At 70.3% G+C, this 23102-nt stretch carries 22 protein-coding genes; 15 read left to right on the top strand and 7 right to left on the bottom strand.

The features are described from left to right. Positions 1-261 precede the first annotated feature (261 nt). Positions 262-801: a c-type cytochrome gene (locus tag V5F61_RS14880; protein WP_393988641.1), complete on the bottom strand. Its 540-nt coding sequence runs from the start codon at positions 799-801 to the stop codon at positions 262-264. 453 nt (positions 802-1254) lie between these two features. Here V5F61_RS14880 and V5F61_RS14875 point away from each other — a divergent pair, with 453 nt between their 5' ends. Continuing rightward, positions 1255-2112: a prephenate dehydratase gene (locus V5F61_RS14875; protein ID WP_393988642.1), complete on the top strand. Its 858-nt coding sequence runs from the start codon at positions 1255-1257 to the stop codon at positions 2110-2112. A gap of 60 nt (positions 2113-2172) precedes the next feature. Here the strand turns inward: V5F61_RS14875 and V5F61_RS14870 are convergent, their stop codons facing one another. Both V5F61_RS14870 and nudC read right to left on the bottom strand, forming a co-directional pair. Continuing rightward, positions 2173-3957, bottom strand: coding sequence for a uracil-xanthine permease family protein (locus V5F61_RS14870; RefSeq protein ID WP_393988643.1), 1785 nt, complete (start codon positions 3955-3957; stop codon positions 2173-2175). Further along, positions 3950-4897, bottom strand: coding sequence for an NAD(+) diphosphatase (gene nudC, locus V5F61_RS14865; RefSeq protein ID WP_393988644.1), 948 nt, complete (start codon positions 4895-4897; stop codon positions 3950-3952). The genes V5F61_RS14870 and nudC overlap by 8 nt, the downstream gene beginning before the upstream one ends. Before the next feature lie 181 nt (positions 4898-5078). On the opposite strand from nudC, the gene V5F61_RS14860 reads away from it, so the two are divergent. The 7 genes from V5F61_RS14860 to V5F61_RS14830 all read left to right on the top strand — a co-directional run bounded on the left by V5F61_RS14860 (position 5079) and on the right by V5F61_RS14830 (position 9655). Further along, on the top strand, positions 5079-5204 hold the full coding sequence (locus tag V5F61_RS14860) for a hypothetical protein (protein ID WP_393988645.1): 126 nt from the start codon (positions 5079-5081) through the stop codon (positions 5202-5204). Positions 5205-5396: 192 nt separating this feature from the next. Then, on the top strand, positions 5397-6011 hold the full coding sequence (locus V5F61_RS14855; RefSeq protein WP_393988646.1) for a 50S ribosomal protein L25/general stress protein Ctc: 615 nt from the start codon (positions 5397-5399) through the stop codon (positions 6009-6011). A 62-nt stretch (positions 6012-6073) separates the two neighbouring features. Then, positions 6074-6682, top strand: coding sequence for an aminoacyl-tRNA hydrolase (gene pth, locus V5F61_RS14850; RefSeq protein WP_393988647.1), 609 nt, complete (start codon positions 6074-6076; stop codon positions 6680-6682). Between the two features lie 286 nt (positions 6683-6968). After that, positions 6969-8066, top strand: a complete 1098-nt coding sequence (gene ychF, locus V5F61_RS14845) for a redox-regulated ATPase YchF (protein WP_393988648.1) — start codon at positions 6969-6971, stop codon at positions 8064-8066. A 12-nt stretch (positions 8067-8078) separates the two neighbouring features. Then, a complete protein-coding gene (locus V5F61_RS14840; protein ID WP_393988649.1) occupies positions 8079-8573 on the top strand; it encodes a MaoC/PaaZ C-terminal domain-containing protein in 495 nt (164 codons plus the stop codon). A gap of 156 nt (positions 8574-8729) precedes the next feature. Next, positions 8730-9194: a MaoC family dehydratase gene (locus V5F61_RS14835; protein WP_393988650.1), complete on the top strand. Its 465-nt coding sequence runs from the start codon at positions 8730-8732 to the stop codon at positions 9192-9194. After that, positions 9191-9655, top strand: coding sequence for a MaoC family dehydratase (locus tag V5F61_RS14830; protein WP_393988651.1), 465 nt, complete (start codon positions 9191-9193; stop codon positions 9653-9655). The genes V5F61_RS14835 and V5F61_RS14830 overlap by 4 nt, the downstream gene beginning before the upstream one ends. A gap of 157 nt (positions 9656-9812) precedes the next feature. Here the strand turns inward: V5F61_RS14830 and V5F61_RS14825 are convergent, their stop codons facing one another. Then, a complete protein-coding gene (locus V5F61_RS14825; protein ID WP_393988797.1) occupies positions 9813-10799 on the bottom strand; it encodes an aldo/keto reductase in 987 nt (328 codons plus the stop codon). Positions 10800-10959: 160 nt separating this feature from the next. Here V5F61_RS14825 and V5F61_RS14820 point away from each other — a divergent pair, with 160 nt between their 5' ends. The 4 genes from V5F61_RS14820 to V5F61_RS14805 all read left to right on the top strand — a co-directional run bounded on the left by V5F61_RS14820 (position 10960) and on the right by V5F61_RS14805 (position 15610). Beyond that, entirely contained in the window at positions 10960-11712 is a 753-nt protein-coding gene (locus tag V5F61_RS14820) for a TetR/AcrR family transcriptional regulator (protein WP_393988652.1), read from the top strand. A 124-nt stretch (positions 11713-11836) separates the two neighbouring features. Then, complete coding sequence (gene ndk / locus V5F61_RS14815) at positions 11837-12259, top strand: nucleoside-diphosphate kinase (protein WP_234051259.1); 423 nt, start codon at positions 11837-11839, stop codon at positions 12257-12259. Positions 12260-12560: 301 nt separating this feature from the next. Next, positions 12561-13289 (top strand): TerC family protein, encoded by a 729-nt coding sequence (locus V5F61_RS14810; protein ID WP_393988653.1) that lies wholly within the window; start codon positions 12561-12563, stop codon positions 13287-13289. Between the two features lie 185 nt (positions 13290-13474). Next, a complete protein-coding gene (locus V5F61_RS14805) occupies positions 13475-15610 on the top strand; it encodes a molybdopterin oxidoreductase family protein (protein WP_393988654.1) in 2136 nt (711 codons plus the stop codon). A 114-nt stretch (positions 15611-15724) separates the two neighbouring features. On the opposite strand, the gene purN is transcribed toward V5F61_RS14805, so the two are convergent. Together purN and purM are read right to left on the bottom strand one after the other, a co-directional pair. Next, a complete protein-coding gene (purN, locus tag V5F61_RS14800) occupies positions 15725-16399 on the bottom strand; it encodes a phosphoribosylglycinamide formyltransferase (RefSeq protein WP_393988655.1) in 675 nt (224 codons plus the stop codon). Then, positions 16396-17478, bottom strand: coding sequence for a phosphoribosylformylglycinamidine cyclo-ligase (gene purM, locus V5F61_RS14795; RefSeq protein WP_393988656.1), 1083 nt, complete (start codon positions 17476-17478; stop codon positions 16396-16398). The genes purN and purM overlap by 4 nt, the downstream gene beginning before the upstream one ends. Positions 17479-17904: 426 nt before the next feature. Here purM and V5F61_RS14790 point away from each other — a divergent pair, with 426 nt between their 5' ends. The 3 genes from V5F61_RS14790 (at position 17905) to V5F61_RS14780 (ending at position 22228) form a co-directional block, all read left to right on the top strand. After that, positions 17905-18621, top strand: a complete 717-nt coding sequence (locus V5F61_RS14790; RefSeq protein ID WP_393988657.1) for a carbonic anhydrase — start codon at positions 17905-17907, stop codon at positions 18619-18621. 108 nt (positions 18622-18729) lie between these two features. Next, positions 18730-20436 (top strand): solute carrier family 23 protein, encoded by a 1707-nt coding sequence (locus V5F61_RS14785; protein WP_393988658.1) that lies wholly within the window; start codon positions 18730-18732, stop codon positions 20434-20436. 328 nt (positions 20437-20764) lie between these two features. Beyond that, on the top strand, positions 20765-22228 hold the full coding sequence (locus tag V5F61_RS14780; protein WP_393988659.1) for a catalase: 1464 nt from the start codon (positions 20765-20767) through the stop codon (positions 22226-22228). Between the two features lie 168 nt (positions 22229-22396). Here the strand turns inward: V5F61_RS14780 and aqpZ are convergent, their stop codons facing one another. Further along, on the bottom strand, positions 22397-23086 hold the full coding sequence (gene aqpZ, locus V5F61_RS14775; RefSeq protein ID WP_393988660.1) for an aquaporin Z: 690 nt from the start codon (positions 23084-23086) through the stop codon (positions 22397-22399). Between the last annotated feature and the right edge of the window lie 16 nt (positions 23087-23102).

The following is a 23102-nucleotide window of genomic DNA, read 5'->3' as shown; positions in this document are numbered from 1 at the left end:
GGGCATCGACGACTCCGGATGACAGGTCCGCTGTTCACCGGGATACCCGATTATGGGCCTGTCCGCGACGAGGGAAAGGCCCGAGGCCCGGCCTCGAACCGCCGGCAGGGTGCCCGCGCCCGGCGGCAACAAAAAGGGCCGATCCTCGCGGATCGGCCCTTTTTTGTGCGAAGCGGCTGACAAAGGCGTGAGCCGGTCTGTTGCGAACCTTAGCCCTCGCCGCGTTCCCGATGCTGTCGCTTCAGGCGACGGCCCGAGCCGTCACTTGGCGGCGGTGGGCAGCGGCTGCGGGTTGTGAGACAGCGAGTTCAGGTAGGCGATGATGTTGGCGCGGTCCACGGCCTTCGGCAGGCCGGCGAAGCCCATGGCGGTGCCGGGCACGGCGGCCTTCGGATTGGTGACGAAGGCGTTGATGGCCTCCGGCGTCCACTTGCCGCCCTTGGCCTTCATGGCCGCGGAATAGGCGAAGCCCTCGACGGTGGCGACATCGCGGCCCACCACGCCGTAGAGGTCCGGACCCACCTTGGCGCCGGCGCCTTCCGCGAAATTGTGGCAGGCGGCGCACTTCTTGGCGACGGTGGCGCCCTTCTCCACCGAGGCGGTGGCGAACAGCTCCTCGATGGAGGGCTCGGCCACCTTGGCGGCCGGAGCGGAACTGGCGTCCTGCACCGCGACCTCGAAGCCGGGACGAGCCGGCGCCTCGGGCGTGAACAGGATCTGCGAGACAATCCCCAGGCCCACCACGAAGGCCAGAGTGGCCAGAACGGCACCTGCGATTTTGTTCAATTCAAAAAAGGTCATCGGCGCTACGCCCCTCGAAGCCCTTGATTTTGGAGCATCCCGATCCGCGAAATGGGCAGCGCGCGGGTGGTGTGCGTCCTATCCCTGTGTTCTTGTAGCGCGCGGACCCCTCCCGCGCATTCCGGGCGACACTAAGCACTTTGATTGGAACGGCGCAACCCGTATTAAGACGCGCGCGCCCGAGCCGTCACAGGCCTGTCGCGGGTGGTCCGGACCGGGCCGCAGGCACGGCGCCGATGGCGGGCTTTCAAGGCTTTCGCGCGCGCTGCCCGCTTCCCCTCCGGCGTCCGGAGGGGCGCGCGGGGGGGGCCAGGCTGCGGCGGTGGCGCGGCGCCCCGTCGCAGCGCGTCATGGCGGTAAATCGGGTCCCGCTCGGGGTGGACATCCCCGCGCATCCGGAGCGGGCAAGGCGGCTTCCGCCTAGGGAAGCGTCGCGGGAAGTGAGTGTTGAGGATGCATCGCATCTCGTTCCAGGGCGAGCCCGGGGCCAATTCCCATATCGCGTGCCGGGAGGCGTTTCCCGACCACGAGCCCTTGCCCTGCGCCACCTTCGAGGATGCCTTCGCCGCCGTGGAGGGCGGGCAGGCCGAGCTCGCGATGATTCCCATCGAGAATTCCGTGGCCGGGCGGGTGACGGACATTCACCGCCTGATGCCGCAGTCACGGCTCAATATCGTCGGCGAATACTTCCTGCCGCTGTCGCACCAGCTCATGGCGGTGCCGGGCGCGCGCCTCGATACCCTCCGCACCGTGGAAAGCCACGTCATGGCCCTCGGCCAGTGCCGCAAGGCCATCGCGGAGCTGTCCCTGACCCCGGTCATCGGCGCCGACACCGCCGGTTCCGCCCGCGAGGTCGCCGAGGCGGGAGACATCACCCGCGCCGCCATCGCCTCGCGCCTCGCGGCCGAGATCTACGGGCTCGACATCCTCAGGGAGAATATCGAGGACGAGGCGCACAACACCACGCGCTTCATCGTGCTCGCGCGCAACGGGGAATGGGCGCCGGCCGAAGGCGGCCCGGTGGTGACCACTTTCGTGTTCCGCGTGCGCAACGTGCCGGCGGCGCTCTACAAGGCGCTGGGCGGCTTCGCCACCAACGGCGTGAACATGACCAAGCTAGAATCCTACCAGATGGACGGGCACTTCACCGCGACCCAGTTCTATGCCGACGTGGACGGCCATCCGGACCAGCGCTCCGTGAAGCTCGCGCTGGAGGAACTGGCCTTCTTCTCCCGCGAGATGCGGATCCTCGGCGTCTATCCGGCCCATCCGTTCCGGGCCACCGTGCGGGTGGGCGCCGACGGCCTGTGAGAGCGGGCCCCGTCTGGGTGAAATCCATGCGGGGCCGGTCGACGGCCGGGGCCGGTGGTCTCAGTGGTCGAACCGGAGGGCGATGCGGGCGCGGCCCTGGCTGCGGCCGAAGCGGACATGCTCGGAGAGGCGCTGCAGCATGTAGGCGGTGAAGGCCGCCACCTCCTGCGCGTCGCCCAGGAGCGCTTCCGGCGAGGGGCGCTCCTTCGGCGGCTGCACGATCTCCCCGTCATAGAGCAGGTAGACGTCGAGGTGGGCCTCGTCGAAGCGGGCGCGCAGCTCGACGGTCCCTTCCGCGAGCCCGCTGTCGGTGACCAGCTCCAGCGCCTGGGCGACGATGGGGATGGCGGCGGCGATCACGTCGCGCCGCGCGCCCCACAGGTCGCCCTGGCGCTCCAGGAAATCGCGGGCGAAGGGAAAGGCATGGGCGCCCTCCGGCACCTCCTCCCCCGTCTCGCGGGCGATGCCGATGCGGAACACCATGTTGAGGACGATGGCGCAGCACGCCGCCAGGGTGAGCGGCGTGGAGAACAGGGGCTGGAGCACGGCGGGGATCTGCCCCTTCAGCGGCAGCAGCGCCACCGAGAGCCCCGCCAGCACCGAGAGCCCCACCATGAACACCCGCCGCTCCGACAGGCGCCGGGAGACGATGAGATCCATGCCTGCCACCACCAGGTAGGCGGAGGTGTAGAGCAGGATGCCGCCGATCACCGGCGACGGGATGAGGGTGAGCGCCACGATCGCCTTCGGGAAGAAGGCAATGGCGCAGATGAGCGCGCCGGCGGCGATGCCGATGACCCGCGCGGTGGCCTGGGTGGCGAAGGCGAGGCCCACCGAGGACGAGGACAGGCCCGACTGGAACCCGCCGGTGAGCCCGTTCAGCATGTTGCCGATGCCGCAGGCGGTGACCGCCCGCTGCGCCGCCCGCATGTCCGCCCGCCGCCAGTCGGCATCGTTCATGCGCTCCAGCGAGACGGTGACGGAGAGCACGTCCACCAGATTGATGAGCACCAGCAGCGCCATCAGCGGCAGCAGGCTCGGCTCCAGCCGCAGGTCCGGCAGGGTGGGCTGCGGCCAGGCGACGAGCGGGGCCTCGGCGATGATCCGTGCCGCATCGGCGTGGCCCACCCCCAGCAGCGCCGCCAGCGCCCAGCCGAGGCCGGCGCCGGTCATCACCGCGAACAGCTTCAGCCCGCGCGGCGCGAATACGGTGATGGCCACGATAAGGCCCAGAGTGGCGGCGCTGGCGGCCAGCGCCGCGCCGTCCACCACCACCGTCTCGGCGCCCAGGCCGAGGGCGCGGCGCAGGGCGGGCCCGGCGAGCGAGACCCCGAGCATGGTCACGGCCACGCCGCACACCTCCGGCGGCAGCAGCACCCGCAGCGGGCGCGCCAGCCGGGCCACGAACAGCTGCGCCACGCCCACCGCGAAAGTGGTGGCCGCCATCAGCCCCAGCCCGCCCAGGGTGAGCGCCTGTATGGCCAGGGGGAGGGCGCCGGGGGAGGGGATGTGCACCGCCAGATAGCCGCTGCCGAACCGCGAGCGCAGGCACTGCAGAATGGTCGCGATGCCGATGCTGAGCGCGCAGGCCGTGAGCATGGCGCGGGTCTGGTCCGGCGGCAGGCCGACCTCGGCGGCGACCAGGATGGGATAGATGAGGAAGGTCACCGCCAGCATGGCGTGCTGGGTGGCGAGGGCGGCGAGGCTGCGCGGCGGAACGCGGTCGTTCAGGCCGTAGACGAGCGAGGTGGGGCGGCGGCCATGGCGCGGGCCGCCGCCGGGCGGCGGGAACGCCCGGTCCAGCAGCCGGCGCAGGGCAGAGGGGGCGCGGGCCGCCTCAGGCATGCGCGCCCGCCAGGAACGCGCGGATGAGGTGGTGCGCGATGGCCGCGGGCGCAGGAGCGAACAGCCCCTCGGGGTGAGTGCGGTCCATGAGCGCGGCGGTCTCCGCGCGGGAGAACCAGCGCACGCCCTCCAGCTCGCTGGGGTCCATGGTGATGGCCTCGGAGGTCGCCTCGGCCAGGCAGCCGACCATGAGCTGCATGGGAAACGGCCAGGGCTGGCACGAATGGTAGGAGACCCGGCCCACGGCGACGCCGGCCTCCTCCAGGGTCTCGCGCCGTACCGCGTCCTCGATGGTCTCGCCCGGCTCGATGAAGCCCGCGAGGCAGCTCCACATGCCCGGCTGGAAATGCGGCGCGCGGCCGAGCAGGCAGTAATCTCCGCGGGCGACCAGCATGATGGAGACGGGATCGGTGCGGGGAAAGTGCTGGGCGCCGCAGCCGGGGCAGTCGCGCCGCCAGCCGGCCTCCACCACGCGGGTGGGGGTGCCGCAATTGGCGCAGAAGCGGTGGCGGGCATGCCAGCCCAGGAGCGCCTTGCCGGTGGCGAGGGGCCCGAGATGGTCTGCCGCCACCAGGCCCCCGGCGGCGATGGAGCGCAGGTCCGTCACCTTGAAGCCCTGGGCCTCGATCTCCTCCCGCCGGCCGGGATCGAAGGCGAGGGCGAAGCGCGGGGCTTCCCCTTCCATGCCCAGGAACAGCGCCTCTCCGCCGCACCAGGGGGCGGCTTCTGAGAAGGTGAGGCGCGGCTCGTCCGTCCCGTCCGGGCTGGCGGCGGGCTTCAGCGCCACCAGCTCGCCGCCGAAGGCATAGGCGCGGGCATCGGCCCGGCCGCGCAGCGCGGCGGTATCGGCCCGGTGATGGGCCGCGCGGTCGAGGCGGCTCTCCACATAGCCCGGCAGGGGCCATGCGCCGGGGTCGGGGCGGGAAGAGGAGGGCAGCATGATCGGGCGTAAGCTCAAGCGCGGCGTGGGTGCGCGACCGTGGCATGGGCGCCTGCGCGAGGCAAGGGACGACGCAGGGGCAGGCGGGCTACCGCGCGCGGCGGCTTTCCTCGCGCGCCGGATCGGTTATGGTCTCCCCCGTTTCGCCGCGGCGTTCGCGGCTCGTGTTTCCGGAGCAACCATGCGCGTCCTGGTCCGCCTCACCCTGGTCGCCGGCCTCGCGCTCGGCCTGTCCGCCTGCGACAAGTGCGGCAACTGGTTCGGCCAGGGCCGCCCGGCCGCCTGCCAGGGCGACACGCCCAGGTAGCCGCCGTCGGCCCGGTTCGCCGTCGCGGCGGCCCGCCGGTCGGCGCCGTTGTTGCATTTGTGGTGCAGCGCCGCTATAAGCGCGCCTTCGCACGAGGCATGCGCCCCCCTGGAGGCGTGCCTTCGCGCGGAGCCATGCGGCCGCGATTGCGGCCGCAGGCGTTTTGAACCCCAATTCAGGACGAGTAGTGCCATGACCGCCATCAAGGAACTGAAGGCTGTGGCGCGCCCGCGGGCCGGCAAGGGGGCCGCCCGTGCCGAGCGCCGCGCCGGACGCGTGCCCGCCGTGATCTACGGCGAGAAGCAGGAGCCTGTGACGATCTCCCTGGACTTCAAGGAGACGAACAAGGCCATCTACGCCGGCCACTTCCTCACCACCCTGTTCGAGATCGACGTGGACGGCACCAAGCATCGTGTCATTCCGCGCGACTACCAGATGGACCCGGTGAAGGACTTCCCCCTGCACGTGGACTTCCTGCGCGTTTCCAAGGGCTCGACCGTGACCGTGGAAGTGCCGGTTCACTTCGTGAACCAGGAGGCCTCCCCGGCGCTCAAGGCGGGCGGCACCCTCAACGTGGTGGCCCATGCGGTGGAGCTCGATGCTCCGGCTGACGCCATTCCCGAGTCGGTGCAGGTGGACCTGACCGGCGCCGATTTCGGCGACATCTTCCACCTCTCCAAGGTGCAGCTCCCGGCGGGCGTGACCTGGGCCGGCCACGGCGACGACACCCTGGCCACCGTTGTGGCCCCGACCGTGGCGCCCGAGCCCGCCGCTGCGGCTCCGGCCGCCGAGGAGCCCAAGGCCTGATCGGCCTTCCGGTTCTTCGCGGACACAAGATGATCTGACACGTTTCGGGCCGGAGGCGCCTCATGTTCCTGTTCGCAGGGCTCGGCAATCCCGGCCCGAAATATGCCGGCAACCGGCACAACATCGGGTTCATGGCGCTCGACGCCATCTGCCGGCGGCACCGGCTGGGGCCGCTGCGCAAGCGCTTCCAGTCCATGGCGGCGGAAGGGGAGATCGCCGGCGAAAAGGTGATCGCCCTGTTTCCCGAGACCTATATGAACGAGAGCGGGCGCGCCGTGGGCGAGGCCATGCGCTTCTTCAAGATCCCCCTCGACCACATCGTCGTCTTCCACGACGAGCTCGACCTGCCTCCGGCCAAGCTGCGCATCAAGAAGGGCGGCGGCAACGCCGGCCACAACGGCCTCAGGTCCATCACCGCCCAGTGCGGCAACGACTATTGGCGCGTGCGGCTCGGCATCGGCCACCCCGGCGACAAGGCGATGGTGATGCCCTACGTGCTCGGCGATTTCGCCAAGGCTGAGAAGGGCTGGCTCGACGCCTTGTGCGACGCCTGCGCCGACCATGCCGACCTGTTGGTGACCGGCCGCCCCGACGAATTCCAGAACCGCGCGCACCTGTTCATGGATGCCCAGGGCTTCGGCGACCAGAAGCGGGTGGGCGAGAAGGGCTGACTGCACCGCTCGGGGACGCGCTTTCTCCACGCCGGCCGCTTTCCCCTTGGCCCGAAAAGGCTCTAGCGCGCTTTCCGCCCGCATCGGCTCGCGGCAATCGCTCCAGATTATTGCGACTGCGCATTTTCTTCACGCGAACCAATATCCACTTCGCTTGAAAATGCTCTAAGAGCGGCAGCGAGATTCTCCCCGGCGCGCCCTCCGGCGCAGCTTTTCACCTCGGCCGCAGGCGCGGGCTCCCGATGCGGGTCCGCCCTTCCGGCCCCGACCGTTCGAGACCTGATCCATGGGCTTCAAATGCGGCATCGTCGGCCTGCCGAACGTGGGCAAGTCGACCCTCTTCAACGCGCTCACCCAGACCGCGGCGGCGCAGGCGGCTAATTATCCCTTCTGCACCATCGAGCCGAACGTGGGCGACGTGGCGGTGCCCGACCCGCGCCTCGACACCCTTGCCGGGATCGCCGGCTCGGGGCAGATCATCCCCACCCGCCTCACCTTCGTTGACATCGCCGGCCTGGTGCGCGGCGCCTCCAAGGGCGAGGGGCTCGGCAACCAGTTCCTCGCCAACATCCGCGAATGCGACGCCATCGCCCATGTGGTGCGCTGCTTCGAGGACGGCGACGTGACCCACGTGGACGGCAAGGTCTCCCCCGTCGACGACATCGAGACCATCGAGACCGAGCTGATGCTGGCCGACCTCGAGAGCCTGGAGAAGCGCGCCGCGGCCATGGAGAAGAAGGCCAAGGGCGCCGACAAGGAGGCCAAGGAGACCCTCGACCTCATGAACCGCGCCCTGGTGCTGCTGCGCGACGGCAAGCCCGCGCGCCTCGCCGAGGTGAAGCCCGAGGAAGAGAAGCTGTTCTCCCAGCTCGGTCTCATGACCGCCAAGCCCGTGCTCTACGTGTGCAACGTGGAGGAAGCCTCCGCCAAGGACGGCAACGCCCTCTCCGCGCAGGTGTTCGCGCGGGCGAAGGAGGAGGGCGCCAAGGCGGTGGTGGTCTCGGCCAAGATCGAGAGCGAGATCGCCGTTCTCCCGCCCGAGGAACAGAAGGAATACCTGGAGGCCATCGAGCTGGACGAGCCGGGCCTCAACCGCGTGATCCGCGCCGGCTACGAGCTGCTCAATCTGGTCACCTATTTCACCGTGGGGCCGAAGGAAGCGCGGGCCTGGACCATCACCAAGGGCACCAAGGCGCCGGCGGCGGCGGGGGTGATCCACACCGACTTCGAGAAGGGCTTCATCCGCGCCGAGACGGTGGCCTATGAGGACTACGTGAAGTTCAAGGGCGAGAGCGGCGCCCGCGAGGCCGGGCGCTTCCGCCTGGAGGGCAAGGACTACGTGGTCGCCGACGGCGACGTGCTGCACTTCCGCTTCGCCAACTGACAGGGGCCGGGGATGGCGCCGGCGCGGGAGATCGGCCGCTTCACCTTCACCGCCGCGGAGATCGTCCGCTTCGCCGGCGCGTTCGACCCCAAGCCTTTCCATGTGGACGCCGAGGCGGCGCGCGCGTCGCCCTTTGGCGGCCTGGTGGCCTCCGGCTGGCATCTGGTCTGCGTCTGGATGGGCCTGTTCGTGCGCGCTCTCGGGCCGGTGGAGGCGATGGGGGACGAGGCGGCGCCCGCCTTGCCGCCGGATCATCCGCGCGTCGTCTCGCCGGTGGGGGTGGGCTTCGGCCTGAGGGCGCTGGAGTGGAAGGCGCCCGTCCATGCCGGCGAAACCCTGCTCTTCCTGACCGAGGTGGTGGAGGCGCGCACGAGCGGCAGCCGGCCGGGCTGGACCATCGTGCGCCGCCGCAACAGCGCGCGGCGCGCCGACGGCACCGAGGTGATGGCCTTCGAGCTGCGCCACATGGCGCCGGAAGGCGCCGTGGAGGTTGCCGCCGCGCCGTAGAACGCCGCCCCGCGGCGCGGCTTTCCTGTCCCAGCGGCACTCTTGGCCAGGCTTCCGACCACGCCACGGCCACGCCGGTGTTCACGCTCTTCCCCACGGCAGCTTGACGTTTGCGTCATCCTCCCCTTGGATCGGCGCAAACAGGGGAGGCGCGTGTTGGCGGATTTCTTCTTCGAGGATTTCATCGTCGGTGAGGTGAAGACGTTCGGGTCCCACACCCTCACCGAGGCGGAGATCGTCGCCTTCGCGCGGGAGTTCGACCCCCAGCCCATGCATCTCGACGCCGCGGCCGGCGCGAAATCGGTGCTGGGCGGTCTCGCGGCCTCGGGCTGGCACACCTGCGCCATCCTGATGCGGCTGGTCTGCGACGGCTTCCTGCTGCGCACCGCCGGCCTTGGCTCTCCCGGCGTGACGGAGAACAACTGGCTCGCCCCGGTGCGGCCGGGCGACACGCTGACCCTGCGCCGCACGGTGGTGGAGGCCCGCACCTCCAAGAGCCGGCCGGAGATGGGCCTCGTCACCTTCCGCTTCGAGCTGGTGCGGCCGGACAAGGCCGCGGTGGTGGACCAGACCTGCGTCATCATGATCGCACGGCGCAATCCGGGGGCGCGTCTCGCATGAACTATTTCGAAGACGTCGAGATCGGCCTTTCCGCCACCCTCGGCAGCCACACCTTCACCCGCGACGAGATCATCGCCTTCGCGACGGTCTACGATCCCCAGCCCTTCCATCTGGACGAGGAGGCGGCCCGGCGCTCGCCCTTCGGCGCCCTGTGCGCTTCCGGCTGGCACACGGCCGCCACCTGGATGAAGTGCCTGATGGACTACCAGACCCGCTCCATCGCCGAAGGGCGGCCGGTGCGCGCCGCCGGCGCCTCGCCGGGCTTCCGCAACATGCGCTGGCTGAAGCCGGTCTATGCGGGCGACACCGTCACCTACACCACCGAGGTGACGGAGAAGTCCGCGAGCCGCAGCAAGCCGGAATGGGGCGTCGTGCGCTCCCACAACACCGGCACCAACCAGCACGGCGACCTCGTGTTCGAGTTCGAGGGCGCGGTGCTGGTGCGGCGGCGCCACGCCTGAGGCGGCCGCTGCAATGCTCGCGCCCGGAATGGAGCGCCGGTTCTCGTGAGGAAAATGCGCGTGCTTATGCCAAGGGCCCGCGAGCATGACTTGCGGGCCCTTGGCAGGCGGTTGCGCGAACTTGATCGGCGCCGGTCCGTGAGCGGTGCCGATGGTCTCAGAGGCCGAGGCCCGCCATGGCGGGGGCGGCGTAGCGGGTGCCGGCCACCGCCTCGGGCGGGAACAGGGTGTCGAGCGTGGCGATCTCCTGCGCCGTCAGGCGGAGCGCGGCGGCTGCGACGTTCTCCTTCAGATATTTGATGCGCCGGGTGCCGGGGATCGGGATCACGTGGTCCTGCTTGCCGAGGATCCAGGCGAGGGCGATCTGGGCGGCGGTGGCGCCCCGCTGCGCCGCGAAGGCGGCGAGCTTCTCCACCAGCGCGCGGTTGCGGGCGAAAGCCTCGCCTGAGAAGCGCGGGTTGGCGTGGCGGAAGTCGTCCGCCGCCAGGGCATCCGGCGAGGTTACCGCGCCCGTGAGGAAGGAGCGCCCGAGGGGCGAATAGGCCACGAAGGCGACGCCCAGCTCCCGGCAGGCCTGGAGCATCCCGGCCTCGGGCTCGCGGCTCCACAGGGAATATTCGGTCTGCACGGCGGTGATGGGATGCACGGCGTGGGCGCGCCGCAGGGTTTCCACGGAGCATTCGGAAAGGCCGAGGAAGCGCACCTTGCCCGCCTCCACCAGTGCCTTCATGGCGCCCACCGTCTCCTCGATGGGGGTCCTGGGGTCCACCCGGTGCTGGTAGTAGAGGTCGATGGTGTCGATGCCGAGCCGCTGCAGGCTGGCCTCGCAGGCCCGTTGCACGTAGGCGGGGCTGCCGTCCACGCCGAGGCGCTCGCCATTGGGCCCGCGCACGTTGCCGAACTTGGTGGCGAGCACCACCTGGTCGCGCCGTCCCTTCAGGAAGCGGCCGAGCAGGCGCTCGTTGTGGCCGACGCCGTACATGTCGGCGGTGTCGAGGAAGGTGATGCCCAGGTCGAGCGCGGCGGCGAGGGTTTCGAGCGATTGCGCATCGTCGCTGGGGCCGTAGAATTCCGACATGCCCATGCAGCCGAGGCCGATGGCGGACACGGTGATGCCGGAACGGCCGAGCGGGCGCTGGTTCAGGAGGGGATGGTCCATGGCGGGACCTCATGTCTCGGGGAATGGGGTGCCGGCGCGTGAAGGCACCGGACAGGAATGTAAACTAAACCGTACCGTTTACTTTGTCAATCGCCGGCTGCGTCGCGGCGCGCCAAGGCCCCGTTGAAGACGACCGGATCAGCAGATGGAGAAGACCCGCCAGCAGGCTCCCAGGGTCCCGGCCGCGCGCCGCCGCGAGGAGGCGCCGCCACCGGAAGAGGGCGGTGGCCCGCGCGCCAAGGCGCAGGGGGCCGTCCGTGAAGGGGAGGGCCCAGCCGCGCCCCCCTCCGGCGGCCGGCGCGGGGCGGTGGAGCGCATTCGCGCGGCGGCCCGCATCCTGTTCCTGGAGCGGGGCTACGAGGGCACGTCCATGGATGCGGTGGCGGCGGCCGCGCCCGTATCCAAGCGCACGCTCTACCACCACTTCGCCGGCAAGGCGGACCTGTTCACGGCGGTGATCGATGCGGCGTGGTCGCACCTGCGCCGCGCGCCGCCGCTGCCGGGCGACGTGGAGGACGACCCCAGGGTGGTACTCACGGCCTATGTCGATCACCTCCAGGCCCACTGGGACCGGCCTGACGTGATCCCCCTGCTGCGCCTCGTGATCGCCGAGGCGCCACGCTTCCCCGAATTGTCCCAGGCCTATTTCGCGGCTGGCAAGGAGCCGGCGGTGAAGGGCCTTTCCGCGTATTTCGAGGTGCTTGCCGCCCATGGCCGGCTCTCGCCGGGGCTCGACCCGACGCTGGCGGCGGCGCAGTTCCTGGGCGCCATCAAGGAGCCGCTGTTCTGGCCGCGGGTGCTGGGCGTGCCGGTGGCGTTTCCGGCGGCGCTGGCGGTGGACCGCGCCATTGGCGCCATCCTGCGGGACACCGAAGCGACGGCCCCGCCGCGACCCTGAGGCGGGGCCCGCGCGTCCCACCCATGCGCCGGCCTCCCTTGCCCGGCGCGGGCGCCCCTGCTAAGAGCCGCGCCATCGCGCAACGGCGCGGCATATCCCTCCCATCAAAGACAGGACGATCCCCATGGCGATCGAGCGCACCTTCTCGATCATCAAGCCCGACGCGACTCGTCGCAATCTCACCGGCGCCGTGAACGCCGTGATCGAGAAGGCTGGCCTGCGCATCGTCGCGCAGAAGCGCGTGCTGATGACCAAGGCCCAGGCCGAGACCTTCTACGCGGTCCACAAGGAGCGCCCCTTCTTCGGTGAGCTCGTGGCCTTCATGACCTCCGGCCCGGTGGTCGTGCAGGTGCTGGAAGGCGAGAACGCCGTTGCCAAGTACCGTGACGTGATGGGCGCCACCAACCCGGCCAATGCGGCCGAGGGCACCATCCGCAAGCTGTTCGCCGAGTCCATCGAGGCCAACTCGGCCCACGGCTCCGACAGCATCGAGAACGCCGCGGTGGAAATCGCCCAGTTCTTCGCGGGCAACGAGATCGTCGGCTGACGCCGGCGGGAGCCCGGCACCGGACGGCCGGGCTCTCCTCGTTCCCGACGGCCGCGGGCCCCGCCCGCGCCGCCATCACATCCCCGCGGCCTAGCCGCTTCCGGCGCCCGCCGCTCTGGACGCCGCCGGCACTTCACCTTAAGACACCCGTCGCAGGCGACGCAGGACGGGCCTTCGCCCGGCCGCCGCCCGGAACCCGCGGCCTCTCCGCCCGGCCGGGCCCCTCGCCCGGATGCCGAGACCGGCGCTCCGCCGGTTCTCCGAAGCGATCGGACCCTCGCGGAACCGACGGGACACGTTCATGGACCTTTCTTCCCCCACCTTCTGGCTCTCGCTGCTGCAGATCATCTGGATCGACCTGCTGCTCTCCGGCGACAATGCCGTGGTGATCGCCCTCGCGTGCCGCTCGCTGCCGAAGGCGCAGCGCAAGTGGGGCATCCTGCTGGGCGCTGCCGCCGCGGTGGTGCTGCGCATCGTGTTCGCGCTCGCCGTCTCCGTGCTGCTGGGCGTGCCGCTGCTGAAGGTGCTGGGCGCGCTGCTCCTGTTCTGGATCGCCATCAAGCTCGCCACCGGCGAGGAGGACGACGGCCAGGAGGTGGAGGCCGCCGACACCCTGTTCAAGGCGGTGCGCACCATCGCCATCGCCGATGCGGTGATGAGCCTCGACAATGTGGTGGCTGTGGCCGCCGCCGCGCGCGGGCATGCGGAGCTGTTCGTGTTCGGCCTGCTTCTCACCATCCCGCTCATCGTGTTCGGGGCGCAGGTGCTGCTCGGCCTGCTGCAGCGCTTCCCGCTGCTCATCTGGGCCGGCGCGGCACTGCTCGGCTGGATCGCCGGCGACATGATGATGCGCGACGTGCTGGTGCTCGATGCCCTCGCTCGCCTCGATCCGGCCCTGGTGGTGGAGAACGAGCACGGCCTGCATCCGGCGGCGCTCCCTCATTATGTGGCGGGCATCGCGGGCGCCGCGCTGGTGGTGGCGGCGGGCCTCCTCCTGCGCCGCCGGGCAGCCTCCCGCGAAGCGGCCTGAACACGCTCGCGCGGTCTCAAGGCTTTGCGGCGGCGCGTGAAAAAGGGGCTCTTCCGGGTGCGCTGGGGACGCCTTCCGCTCGCATCGGCGTGCGGCCATCACTTCCGGTAATAGGCGCACGCATTTTCTTGATGCGCGTGAGTATCCGCTTCGCTTGAAAATGCTCCAGGGCTAAAGTTCAAGCCATGAACACCCGCGTCGCCCCGCTGTCCGCCCCGTCTCCGGCTCGTCCCCAGGTCCGCGCCTCCGCCTGCCCGCATGATTGCCCCTCCACCTGCGCGCTGGAGGTGGAGATAGAGCCTTCGGGCCGCATCGGGCGCGTCCGGGGCGCGAAGGACAACAGCTACACGGCGGGCGTTGTCTGCGCCAAGGTCGCCCGCTACGCCGAGCGCGCCAACCATCCCGACCGGCTCACCACCCCGCTCCTGCGCACGGGCCCCAAGGGCTCCGGCCAGTTCCGGCCCGTCTCCTGGGACGAGGCGCTGGACCGGGTGGCGCAGGCGCTGCTGGCGGCCGAGCAGGCGCACGGCGCGCAATCGGTGTGGCCCTATTACTACGCCGGCACCATGGGCCTCGTGATGCGCGACGGCATCAACCGCCTCACCCATGCCAAGGGGTATTCGCGCTTCTTCTCCACCATCTGCGTGAACCCGGCCTGGAGCGGCTATCTCGCCGGCGCTGGCCGCATCTCCGGTGCCGACGCGCGCGAGATGGCGGTGTCAGATCTCGTGACCCTGTGGGGCACCAACGCGGTGGCGACCCAGGTGAACGTGATGACCCACGCCGTGCGCGCCCGCAAGGAACGGGGCGCGAAGATCGCGGTGGTGGACGTCTATCGCACGCCCACCATGGAACAGGCGGATATTCCCCTCCTCATCCGGCCCGGTACCGATGGGGCGCTCGCCTGCGCGGTGATGCATGTGCTGTTCCGCGACGGGCTCGCCGACCGTGCCTATCTGGAGCGCTACGCCCGCGACACCGATGCGCTGGAGGCGCACCTGAAGGCGCGCGGCCCCACCTGGGCCGCAGCGCTCACCGGCCTTCCGGAGGCGGAGATCGAGGCTTACGCGCGGCTGGTGGGCACCACGCCGCGCGCCTTCTTCCGCATCGGCTACGGCGTCTCGCGCACGCGCAACGGCGCGGTGAACATGCACGCGGTGGCTTCCATCCCGGTGGTGAGCGGGGCGTGGCAGCACGAGGGTGGCGGCGCGGTGCATTCCATGTCCGGCATCTACGGCTGGAACAAGACTATGATCGAAGGGCTCGACGCGCGCGATGCCGCCGTGCGGGCGCTCGATCAGTCCCGTATCGGGCCGATCCTGACGGGGGATGGCGAGGCGCTCGCGGGCGGACCGCCAGTGAAGGCCATGCTGATCCAGAACACCAATCCCCTGGCGGTGGCGCCCGACCAGGAGAAGGTGCGCGCCGGCTTTGCCCGCGAGGACCTGTTCGTGGCCGTGCACGAGCATTTCCTCACCGACACCGCGCGCATGGCGGATATCGTTCTACCCGCCACCATGTTCACCGAGCATGACGACCTCTACCAGGCCGGCGGGCACCCCCACATCCTGCTCGGGCCGAAGCTGGTGGAGCCGCCGGGCGAATGCCGCTCCAACCATGAGGTGATCGGTGCGCTGGCGGCGCGGGTGGGCGCGGCCCACCCCGGCTTCGGCATGAGCCCGCGGGAGCTGATCGACTGGACCCTGCGGGCGAGCGGGCGCGGCACGCTCGATGCGCTGGAAACGGCGCGCTTCCTGGACGTGGCGCCGCCGTTCGCGCAGGCCCATTTCCTCGAGGGCTTCGGCCATGCGGACGGGCGCTTCCACTTCGCGGCCGACTGGGCGGGGCTGAATTTCGCGGCGCCGGGCAAGTTCGGGCCGGTGGCGGACATGCCAGCCCTGCCCGACCATTGGGCGGTGACCGAGGAGGCGACCCTTGAGCATCCCTACCGGCTGGTGACGGCGCCGGCCCGCAACTTCCTGAACTCCACCTTCACGGAGACCGCGACCTCGGCCGGGCGGGAGGGCGCGCCCTCCCTGCTCATCCACCCCGGGGATGCGGAGGCGGAGGGGATCGCGGAAGGCGACATGGTGATGGTGGAAAGCGCCCGCGGCCGGGTGCTGCTGCGCGCCCGCCTGTTCGACGGGCTGCGGCGGGGCGTGGTGGTATCCGAGCAGATCCAGCCCAACCGCGCCCACCGGGAGGGACGCGGCATCAACACCCTCACCGGCGCGGACCCGGTGGCGCCGGTGGGCGGCGCCGCCTTCCATGACAACCGCGTGCGCCTCGCCCGGGTGGAGCGCGAGGCCGGGGCGCAATAGGCCGGCGGCCGGCTGCGGGCCCTCAGCGCCGCGATCCGCGCCGGACAGGTCCGGCCCCCGCGCGCGGGGCGCGGGGGCCTTCTGGGCGGCCGGCGCGAAAAGATCGCCCGGCTGTCAGACCTTCGGCGCGATCAGCGGCTTCAGGCCGCTCTCGACCCCGGCGATCTCCACCCGCTCGCCGGCCACGTGGAGGCGGCCGGCGGCCAGCAGCTCCAGGCCCTTGGGGTAGATCACGTGCTCCTGGGTCAGCACCCGGTCGGCCAGCAGGTCCGGCGTATCGCCGGGCTCGATGGGCACCACCGCCTGGAGGATGATGGGGCCCTCGTCCATCTCCGCGCGCACGAAGTGGACGGTGCAGCCGTGCACCCGTACCCCCGCCTCCAGCGCCCGCTCATGGGTGTGGAGGCCCTTGAAGCTGGGCAGCAGCGAGGGATGGACGTTGATCATCCGGTCGCGCCAGCGTTCCACCAGCCAGGGCGTGAGCAGGCGCATGAAGCCGGCGAGGCACACGATCTCGATGCCTTCCTCCCGCAGCGTGCCGTCGAGGGCGGCATCGAAGGCGAGGCGGTCGGCGAAACCCTTGTGGTTCAGCACGCGGGTGGGGATGCCGTGGGCCTTGGCGAAGTCAAGGCCGGCGGCGTCAGCGCGGTTGGAGAGCACCAGGGCGATCTCGGCCGGGAAGTCCGGCGCGGCGGCGGCGCGCACCAGCGCCGCCATGTTGGAGCCGCGACCGGAGATCAGCACCGCCGCGCGCCTGCGGGCAGGGGCGGCGCGTTCCTGCATGGTCATGCGGTGAATCCGAAATCGGCGGCGCCGTCATAGACCACGCGGGGCGCATCGTCCGGGTGGGCCGCGGGCTCGATGGCGCCGAGGCGGAGCACGGTCTCGCCGGCATCGGCGAAGGTGTCCGCCACTTTTTCTTCCAGCTCCGCCGGCACCACCACGGCCATGCCGACGCCGCAGTTGAAGGCGCGCAGCATTTCCTCGCTCTCCACCGCGCCGGCGGTGGCGAGCCAGCGGAACACCGGCGGCACGATGAGGTTGGCAAGGTCGATGCGGGCGAGTGTGCCCTTGGGCAGCACGCGCGGCAGGTTCTCGGTGATGCCGCCGCCGGTGATGTGGGCGAGCGCCTTCACCGCCCCGGTGGCGCGGATGGCCTGCAGGGTGCTCTTCACATAGAGCCGGGTGGGGGTGAGCAGGGCCTTGCCCAGGCTCGCCTCGGGGGCGAACGGCGCCGGCGCGTCCCAGGCGAGGCCGGTGCGCTCGACGATGCGGCGCACCAGCGAATAGCCGTTGGAATGCACGCCCGCCGAAGCGAGGCCGAGGATCATGTCCCCGGGCGCGACGTTGGGCCGGGGCAGGAGGCCGTGGCGCTCCACCGCGCCCACCGCGAAGCCGGCGAGGTCGTAGTCGCCGTCGGCATACATGCCGGGCATCTCGGCGGTCTCTCCGCCCACCAGCGCGCAGCCCGATTCCCGGCAACCGCGGGCGACGCCGGCCACGATGTTCGCGCCCACGTCGGGCGCCAGCCGACCGGTGGCGAAATAGTCCAGGAAGAAGAGGGGCTCGGCGCCCTGCACCACCAGGTCGTTCACGCACATGGCCACGAGGTCGATGCCGATGGTGTCGTGCACCCCGGTCTCGATGGCGATCTTCAGCTTGGTGCCCACGCCATCGGTGGCGGCCACCAGCAGCGGGTCGGCATAGCCGGCGGCCTTCAGGTCGAAGATGCCGCCGAACCCGCCGATGTCGGCGTCCGCGCCGGGGCGGGCGGTGGCCTTCACCAGCGGCTTGATGAGATCGACGAGGCGATTGCCGGCGTCGATGTCGACACCCGCGTCGCGATAGGAAAGTCCGTCCTGAGCCATCGGGTCCTCACGGCGGGGCGGCGCCTCGGCGCGTGAGGCGGCCGCGCCCCGACCTGTTGGGCGGCAGGCGCATCTTCGCCCGCCCCCGGCGGATTAGCCGCGAACGGCCCTCAAGGCAAGGCGGCGCGCGGCGCGCACACCCGCTCCGGCGGAAAACGGCGCCAGAGGCGGCTTCGGCGGGGCGGTCCATGGAGAGCTGCCTGGCAGGCAGGGAAGGGCACTGCAGGCCCCCCGCGGCCGTTCTTCGTTACCTCCGCGCGGAGGCCCGCCCGGGAACGGTCCACCGCCTTCTCCCGCGCTGCGCGGATGACGGCGCGCTCAGGCTTTGGCTCTTCCCGCAGTGCGCCAATTCCGGTACGAAAGCACAGGCTTCCGGCGACCGCGCGGAAGGGGACCGGCCGCAGAGCCGCGGGCAAGGAGGGGCTTGTGACGGACGAGGGATCCCATCATGGCCACGAGCACCCCGAAGGGCAGGGGTGCCGTGACATTTCCCATCTCATCGAGGGTGTCCGCCACTTCAAGACGCGCTTCTACGAGGACGATCCGGAGCTGATGGCGCGCCTCGCCCAGAAGGGCCAGAGCCCGGCCACGCTCATGATCTCCTGCTCGGATTCCCGTGTCGACCCCGCGCTTTTGTCGGGCGCGCTGCCGGGCGAGCTGTTCGTGGTGCGCAACGTGGCCAATCTCGTGCCGGCCTACGCGCCGGACGATGGCCTGCACGGCACCGGCGCGGCCCTGGAATATGCGGTGCGCGACCTCGGCGTGGACCATATCGTGGTGCTCGGCCATGCCCGCTGCGGCGGCATCCAGGCCATGCTCGCCACCGCCGGCGGTGCGCGCCCGCCGCGCGAGTTCGTCGGCCCCTGGGTGGAGATGGCGCTGGCAGCGAGCCGGCTCCACATCCCCGACGAGGCGGCGGAGGGCGGCACGCGCGAGATGTCCCTCGAGCACCTGAAGCAGGTGCCCTATCTCGCCGAGCGCGCCTCGGTCCTGGGCTCGCTGGACAACCTCATGACCTATCCCTGGGTGCGCGAGCGGGTGGAGGCCGGCACGCTCCGGCTGCACGGCTGGTGGTTCGACCTCGACAGCGGCGACCTGTGGGCGACCGACGCGCCGGGCACGCCGATGCTCCCCGTCACCTAGGTCGCTTCCGCGCTTCTTCGAAGCGCGCCAGCGATCCCAGGTTCTTGGTTTGTCGCAATTCCCTTCGCGAAACCGCGCGGGGACTTGCTCTGAAGCGGCGGCGGCCCCATGCGTAAGCCGGAAAACCTCGTCTACGGCGTCAACGACGTGCCGCCGGTGCGGTTTGCGCTGCTGTCGGCGCTGCAGCAGATGGCGTTCCTCGTGGCCCTGCTGGGCGTGCCTGGCCTTGCGGCCACGCGGCTCGGCCTGAGCACCCAGCAGTTCCTGGACCTTTCTGCGACGACGCTGCTCTGCGGCGGCATCGTGGTGATTCTCCAGGGGCTCGGCCGGTTCGGGCTCGGCGCGGGGCTGTTCTATCCGCTCCAGTGCACCACCGCCGCCATCCCGGCGCTGATCTACGCCTCCTCGGCCGGGCTCAACCTCGCCCAGAACTTCACCATGGTGGCGGTGGTGGGCGTGACGCAGATCCTGTTCTCGTTCGTGATCGTGCGCCTGCGGGGCATCTTCACCATCGAGGTGGCGGGGTTCGCGGTGTTCCTGATCGGCGTGGGCCTCGGCCAACAGGGCCTGGTGCTGATCTTCAACACCCCGGTGGGGCATCCCATCGCCCATGTCGGAATCGCGGTGCTGACGCTCGCGACCCTCGTCATCCTGCATGTCTACGTGCGCAGCTGGCTGCGGCTGTTCACCAATCTCATCGGCCTCGCCGTGGGCTTCCTCGTGTCCGCGGCGACCGGCATGCTCGATCCGCAGGAGATCGAGGTGGTCCGGGACGCCTCCTGGGTGAGCTTCCCGCGCCTGCCCCTGTTCGGCTGGGACTTCCAGCTTGGCCCCATCGTTCCGTTCGTGGTCACCGGCTTCGTCTTCGCCCTGACCTCGATCGGCGTGCAGACCATCGCCCAGCGCAACAACGACCGCGACTGGAAGGGGCCGGACCTCGTCTCCATCGGCCGGGGCATCCGCGCCGAAGGGGTGATGCATGTGCTCGCCGGTGCGCTCAACGCCTTGCCCATGGTGGCCTCGGGCGGCGCGGTGGCGCTCGCTTCCGCCTCCGGCTGCACCGCCCGCACCCTCGCCTTCTGGACCGGCGGCCTGCTGATCCTGTGCTCGGTGCTGCCGAAGATCGTCGGCTTCTGGATCGTGCTGCCTGATGCCGTGACCGGCGCGCTGTTCCTGTTCCTCGCCACCTTCACCACGGTGAACGGCCTCCAGCTGGTGGCGAGCCGGGTTCTTGACGCGCGCAAGGTGCTCGCCATCGGCATGGGCTTCGTCACCGCCATGGCCTACGAGCCGCTGCGGGCGCTGATCGAGGGGCACTTTCCCGAGCTGCGCCTCATCACCTTCTCCGCCTTCGCGGTGTCGGTCCTGGTGACCGTGACGCTCATCGCCATTTTCCGCATCGGCAACAGGCGCCGGGTGGTGCGCCACTTTCCGGCCAGCGCCACCACCCACGACGAAGTGGCGGAGTTCCTGGAATCCGAGGGCGGGCGCTGGGGTGCGCGGGTCGATGTGGTCCGGCACGCGGCCCATGTGGCATGGCAGGCGATCGACCTCATCGGGCGGGATTTCGTCGATCGCGAGCACCCCATGATCGAGGTGGCCACCAGCTACAACGACGTCATCTTCGACGTGATGCTGCGCTACCAGGGTATGGCCCCGCCGCTGGCGAACCGCCCGCCCTCCGCCGAGGACCTGCTGGAAAACCCCGACCTCACCACGCAGCTTGCGGGCTACCTCCTCACCCAGCTCGCGCCCGACCTGCGCGTCCAGCGTGTCGACGGGTGCTGGGAGCTGCATTTCCGCCTGCCGGCCTGAACCTGACGTGGCGGCGCCAAGCGGGCGCCGTTTCACACCCCTCTCGCGGGCGCACGGGCCGCACCGCAGAAGGAACGTCCGTGGCGGGCTTCAATCTCGGGGACGATCGCTTCGCGGTTCGGTCCATAGCTCTCGCGCGGGCGTCCGGTGCCGCACCCGCTCACCGCGCCACGTGCTCCATCACGGGAATCTGACCCGGCGAGAGCGTGCGATCGGATTATCTTCCGGTCACTGCCCTGCAATCTGGTTTGTCCTTATCTTGGAACCAAGCCATGTTGGCCCCCGATCCCAGCCCGACGCCCCACGGGCCCGAAGCGAGGAGAGACGCATGAGCCGACCGACCCTCACCACCACCGCCGGCGCCCCTGTCGCCGACAACCAGAACGCCCTCACCGCCGGTGCCCGCGGCCCGGTGTTGATGCAGGACTACCAGCTCGTCGAGAAGCTCGCGCACCAGAACCGCGAGCGCATTCCCGAGCGCGTGGTGCACGCCAAGGGGTGGGGTGCCCACGGCACCCTCACCATCACCGGCGACATCTCCCGCTTCACCAAGGCCAAGGCGCTCCAGCCCGGCGCGCAGACGCCCATGATCGCCCGCTTCTCCACGGTCGCCGGCGAGCTGGGCGCGGCGGACGCCGAGCGCGACGTGCGCGGCTTCGCGCTGAAGTTCTACACACCGGAGGGCAACTGGGACCTCGTGGGCAACAACACGCCGGTGTTCTTCGTCCGCGACCCCTACAAGTTCCCGGACTTCATCCACACCCAGAAGCGCCACCCCCAGACCAACCTGCGCTCGCCGACCGCCATGTGGGACTTCTGGTCGCTCTCGCCGGAGAGCCTGCACCAGGTGACCATCCTGTTCTCGGACCGCGGCCTGCCGGTGGGCGTGCGGAACATGAACGGCTACGGCTCGCACACCTATTCGTTCATCAATGCCGAGAATGAGCGCTTCTGGGTGAAGTTCCACTTCAAGACCCGGCAGGGCCACCGCCACTGGACCAATGCCGAGGCCGCCGGGGTGGTGGGCAAGACCCGCGAATCCACCCAGGAAGACCTGTTCGGCGCCATCGCCCGCGGCGACTTCCCCAAGTGGACGGTACAGGTGCAGGTGATGCCCGAGCTCGATGCGGAGAAGACCTCCTACAATCCGTTCGACCTCACCAAGGTGTGGCCGCACAAGGACTATCCGGTGATCGACATCGGCGTCCTCGAGCTGAACCGCAACCCGGAGAACTATTTCAACGAGATCGAGCAGGTCGCCTTCTCGCCCTCCAATATCGTGCCCGGCGTGTCCTTCTCGCCGGACAAGATGCTCCAGGCGCGGGTGTTCTCCTATGCGGACGCCCATCGCTACCGGCTCGGCACCCATTACGAGCACCTGCCGGTGAACGCGCCCAAGTGCCCGGTGCACAATTATCATAAGGACGGCGCCATGCGCTTCTTCCCGCAGGCGAGCGGGAGCACGGACGCCTATTACGAGCCCAACTCCTTCAACGGCGCCAAGGAGGACCCCGCCTTCGCCGAGCCGCCGCTGAAGATCTCGGGCGATGCGGCCCGCTACGACCATCGCGCCGGCAATGACGACTTCAGCCAGCCGCGGGCGCTGTTCGAGCTGTTCGACGCGGCAGAGCGCGCGCGCCTGTTCTCCAATCTCGCGGACGCCATGGCGGGCATCCCCGAGGAGATCGCGGCGCGGCAGATCGCCTTGTTCGACAAGGTGCACCCGGAGTATGGCGCGGGGGTGCGCGCCGCCCGCGCCGCCAAGGCCGCGACGGCCGCCGCGGCGGAGTGATGCCGAAGGCCCCTGAGGCAGCCTCGCGGGCCTTCGGCCAAGCCAGCGCGGCGCGTGAGCGAGACCCTTCTGGCGCCGGTCGACGACCGGGGCCGAGGGTGTGAGATCACGGCCGACCATCACAGGGGATGCGCCCAGGGCGCATCCCCTTTTTCATGCCCGGAGGGTTCAGTCCTCCAGAACCTTCAGCTTGAACAGCAGGCCGGCGAGGAGCGCGCCCACGAGCGGCACCACGATGAACAGCCACAGCTGGCTCAGGGCCTTGCCGCCCACGAACAGCGCCGGGCCGATGGAGCGGGCGGGGTTCACGGACACGCCGGTCACCGGAATGAAGACGATGTGGATCATCACCAGCGACAGGCCGATGGCGAGGCCGGCGGCCTGGGTGATGCCGGCCTTGGAGGTGGAGCCGAGGATCACCACCAGGAACACGAAGGTGCCCACCAGCTCGGCCACGATGGCGGCCCCGAGCCCGTAGCCTCCGCCGTAGCCCTCGCCCCAGCCGTTCTGGCCGAGGCCGGCGGTGGCGGCATCGAAGCCGGCGAGCTTGCCCGAAGCGACGATGTAGAGAATGCCGGCGCCGGCAATGCCGCCCAGCACCTGGGCGAGCCAGTAGAGCGGCACCTCCGACGCGGGGATGCGCCCCGCCGCCCATACGCCGACGGTGACCGCCGGATTGATGTGGCAGCCGGACACGTGACCGATGCCGTAAGCCATGGACGTCACCGCCAGGCCGAAGGCAAAGGCGATGGCGAGCATGCCGATCGGCGCGCTCACATAGCCTGTCAGCACCGCCGAGCCGCAGCCGAACAGCACCAGAACCGCAGTGCCGATGAACTCGGCGACATACTTGTTCATGTCATTCCCCATGATT

It is taken from the genome of Xanthobacter sediminis (assembly GCF_043195015.1).
In the GTDB taxonomy this organism is placed as follows: domain Bacteria; phylum Pseudomonadota; class Alphaproteobacteria; order Rhizobiales; family Xanthobacteraceae; genus Xanthobacter.
The sequence above is the reverse complement of the archived record's forward strand: the minus strand, read 5'-3'. Positions and strand labels throughout refer to the sequence as shown.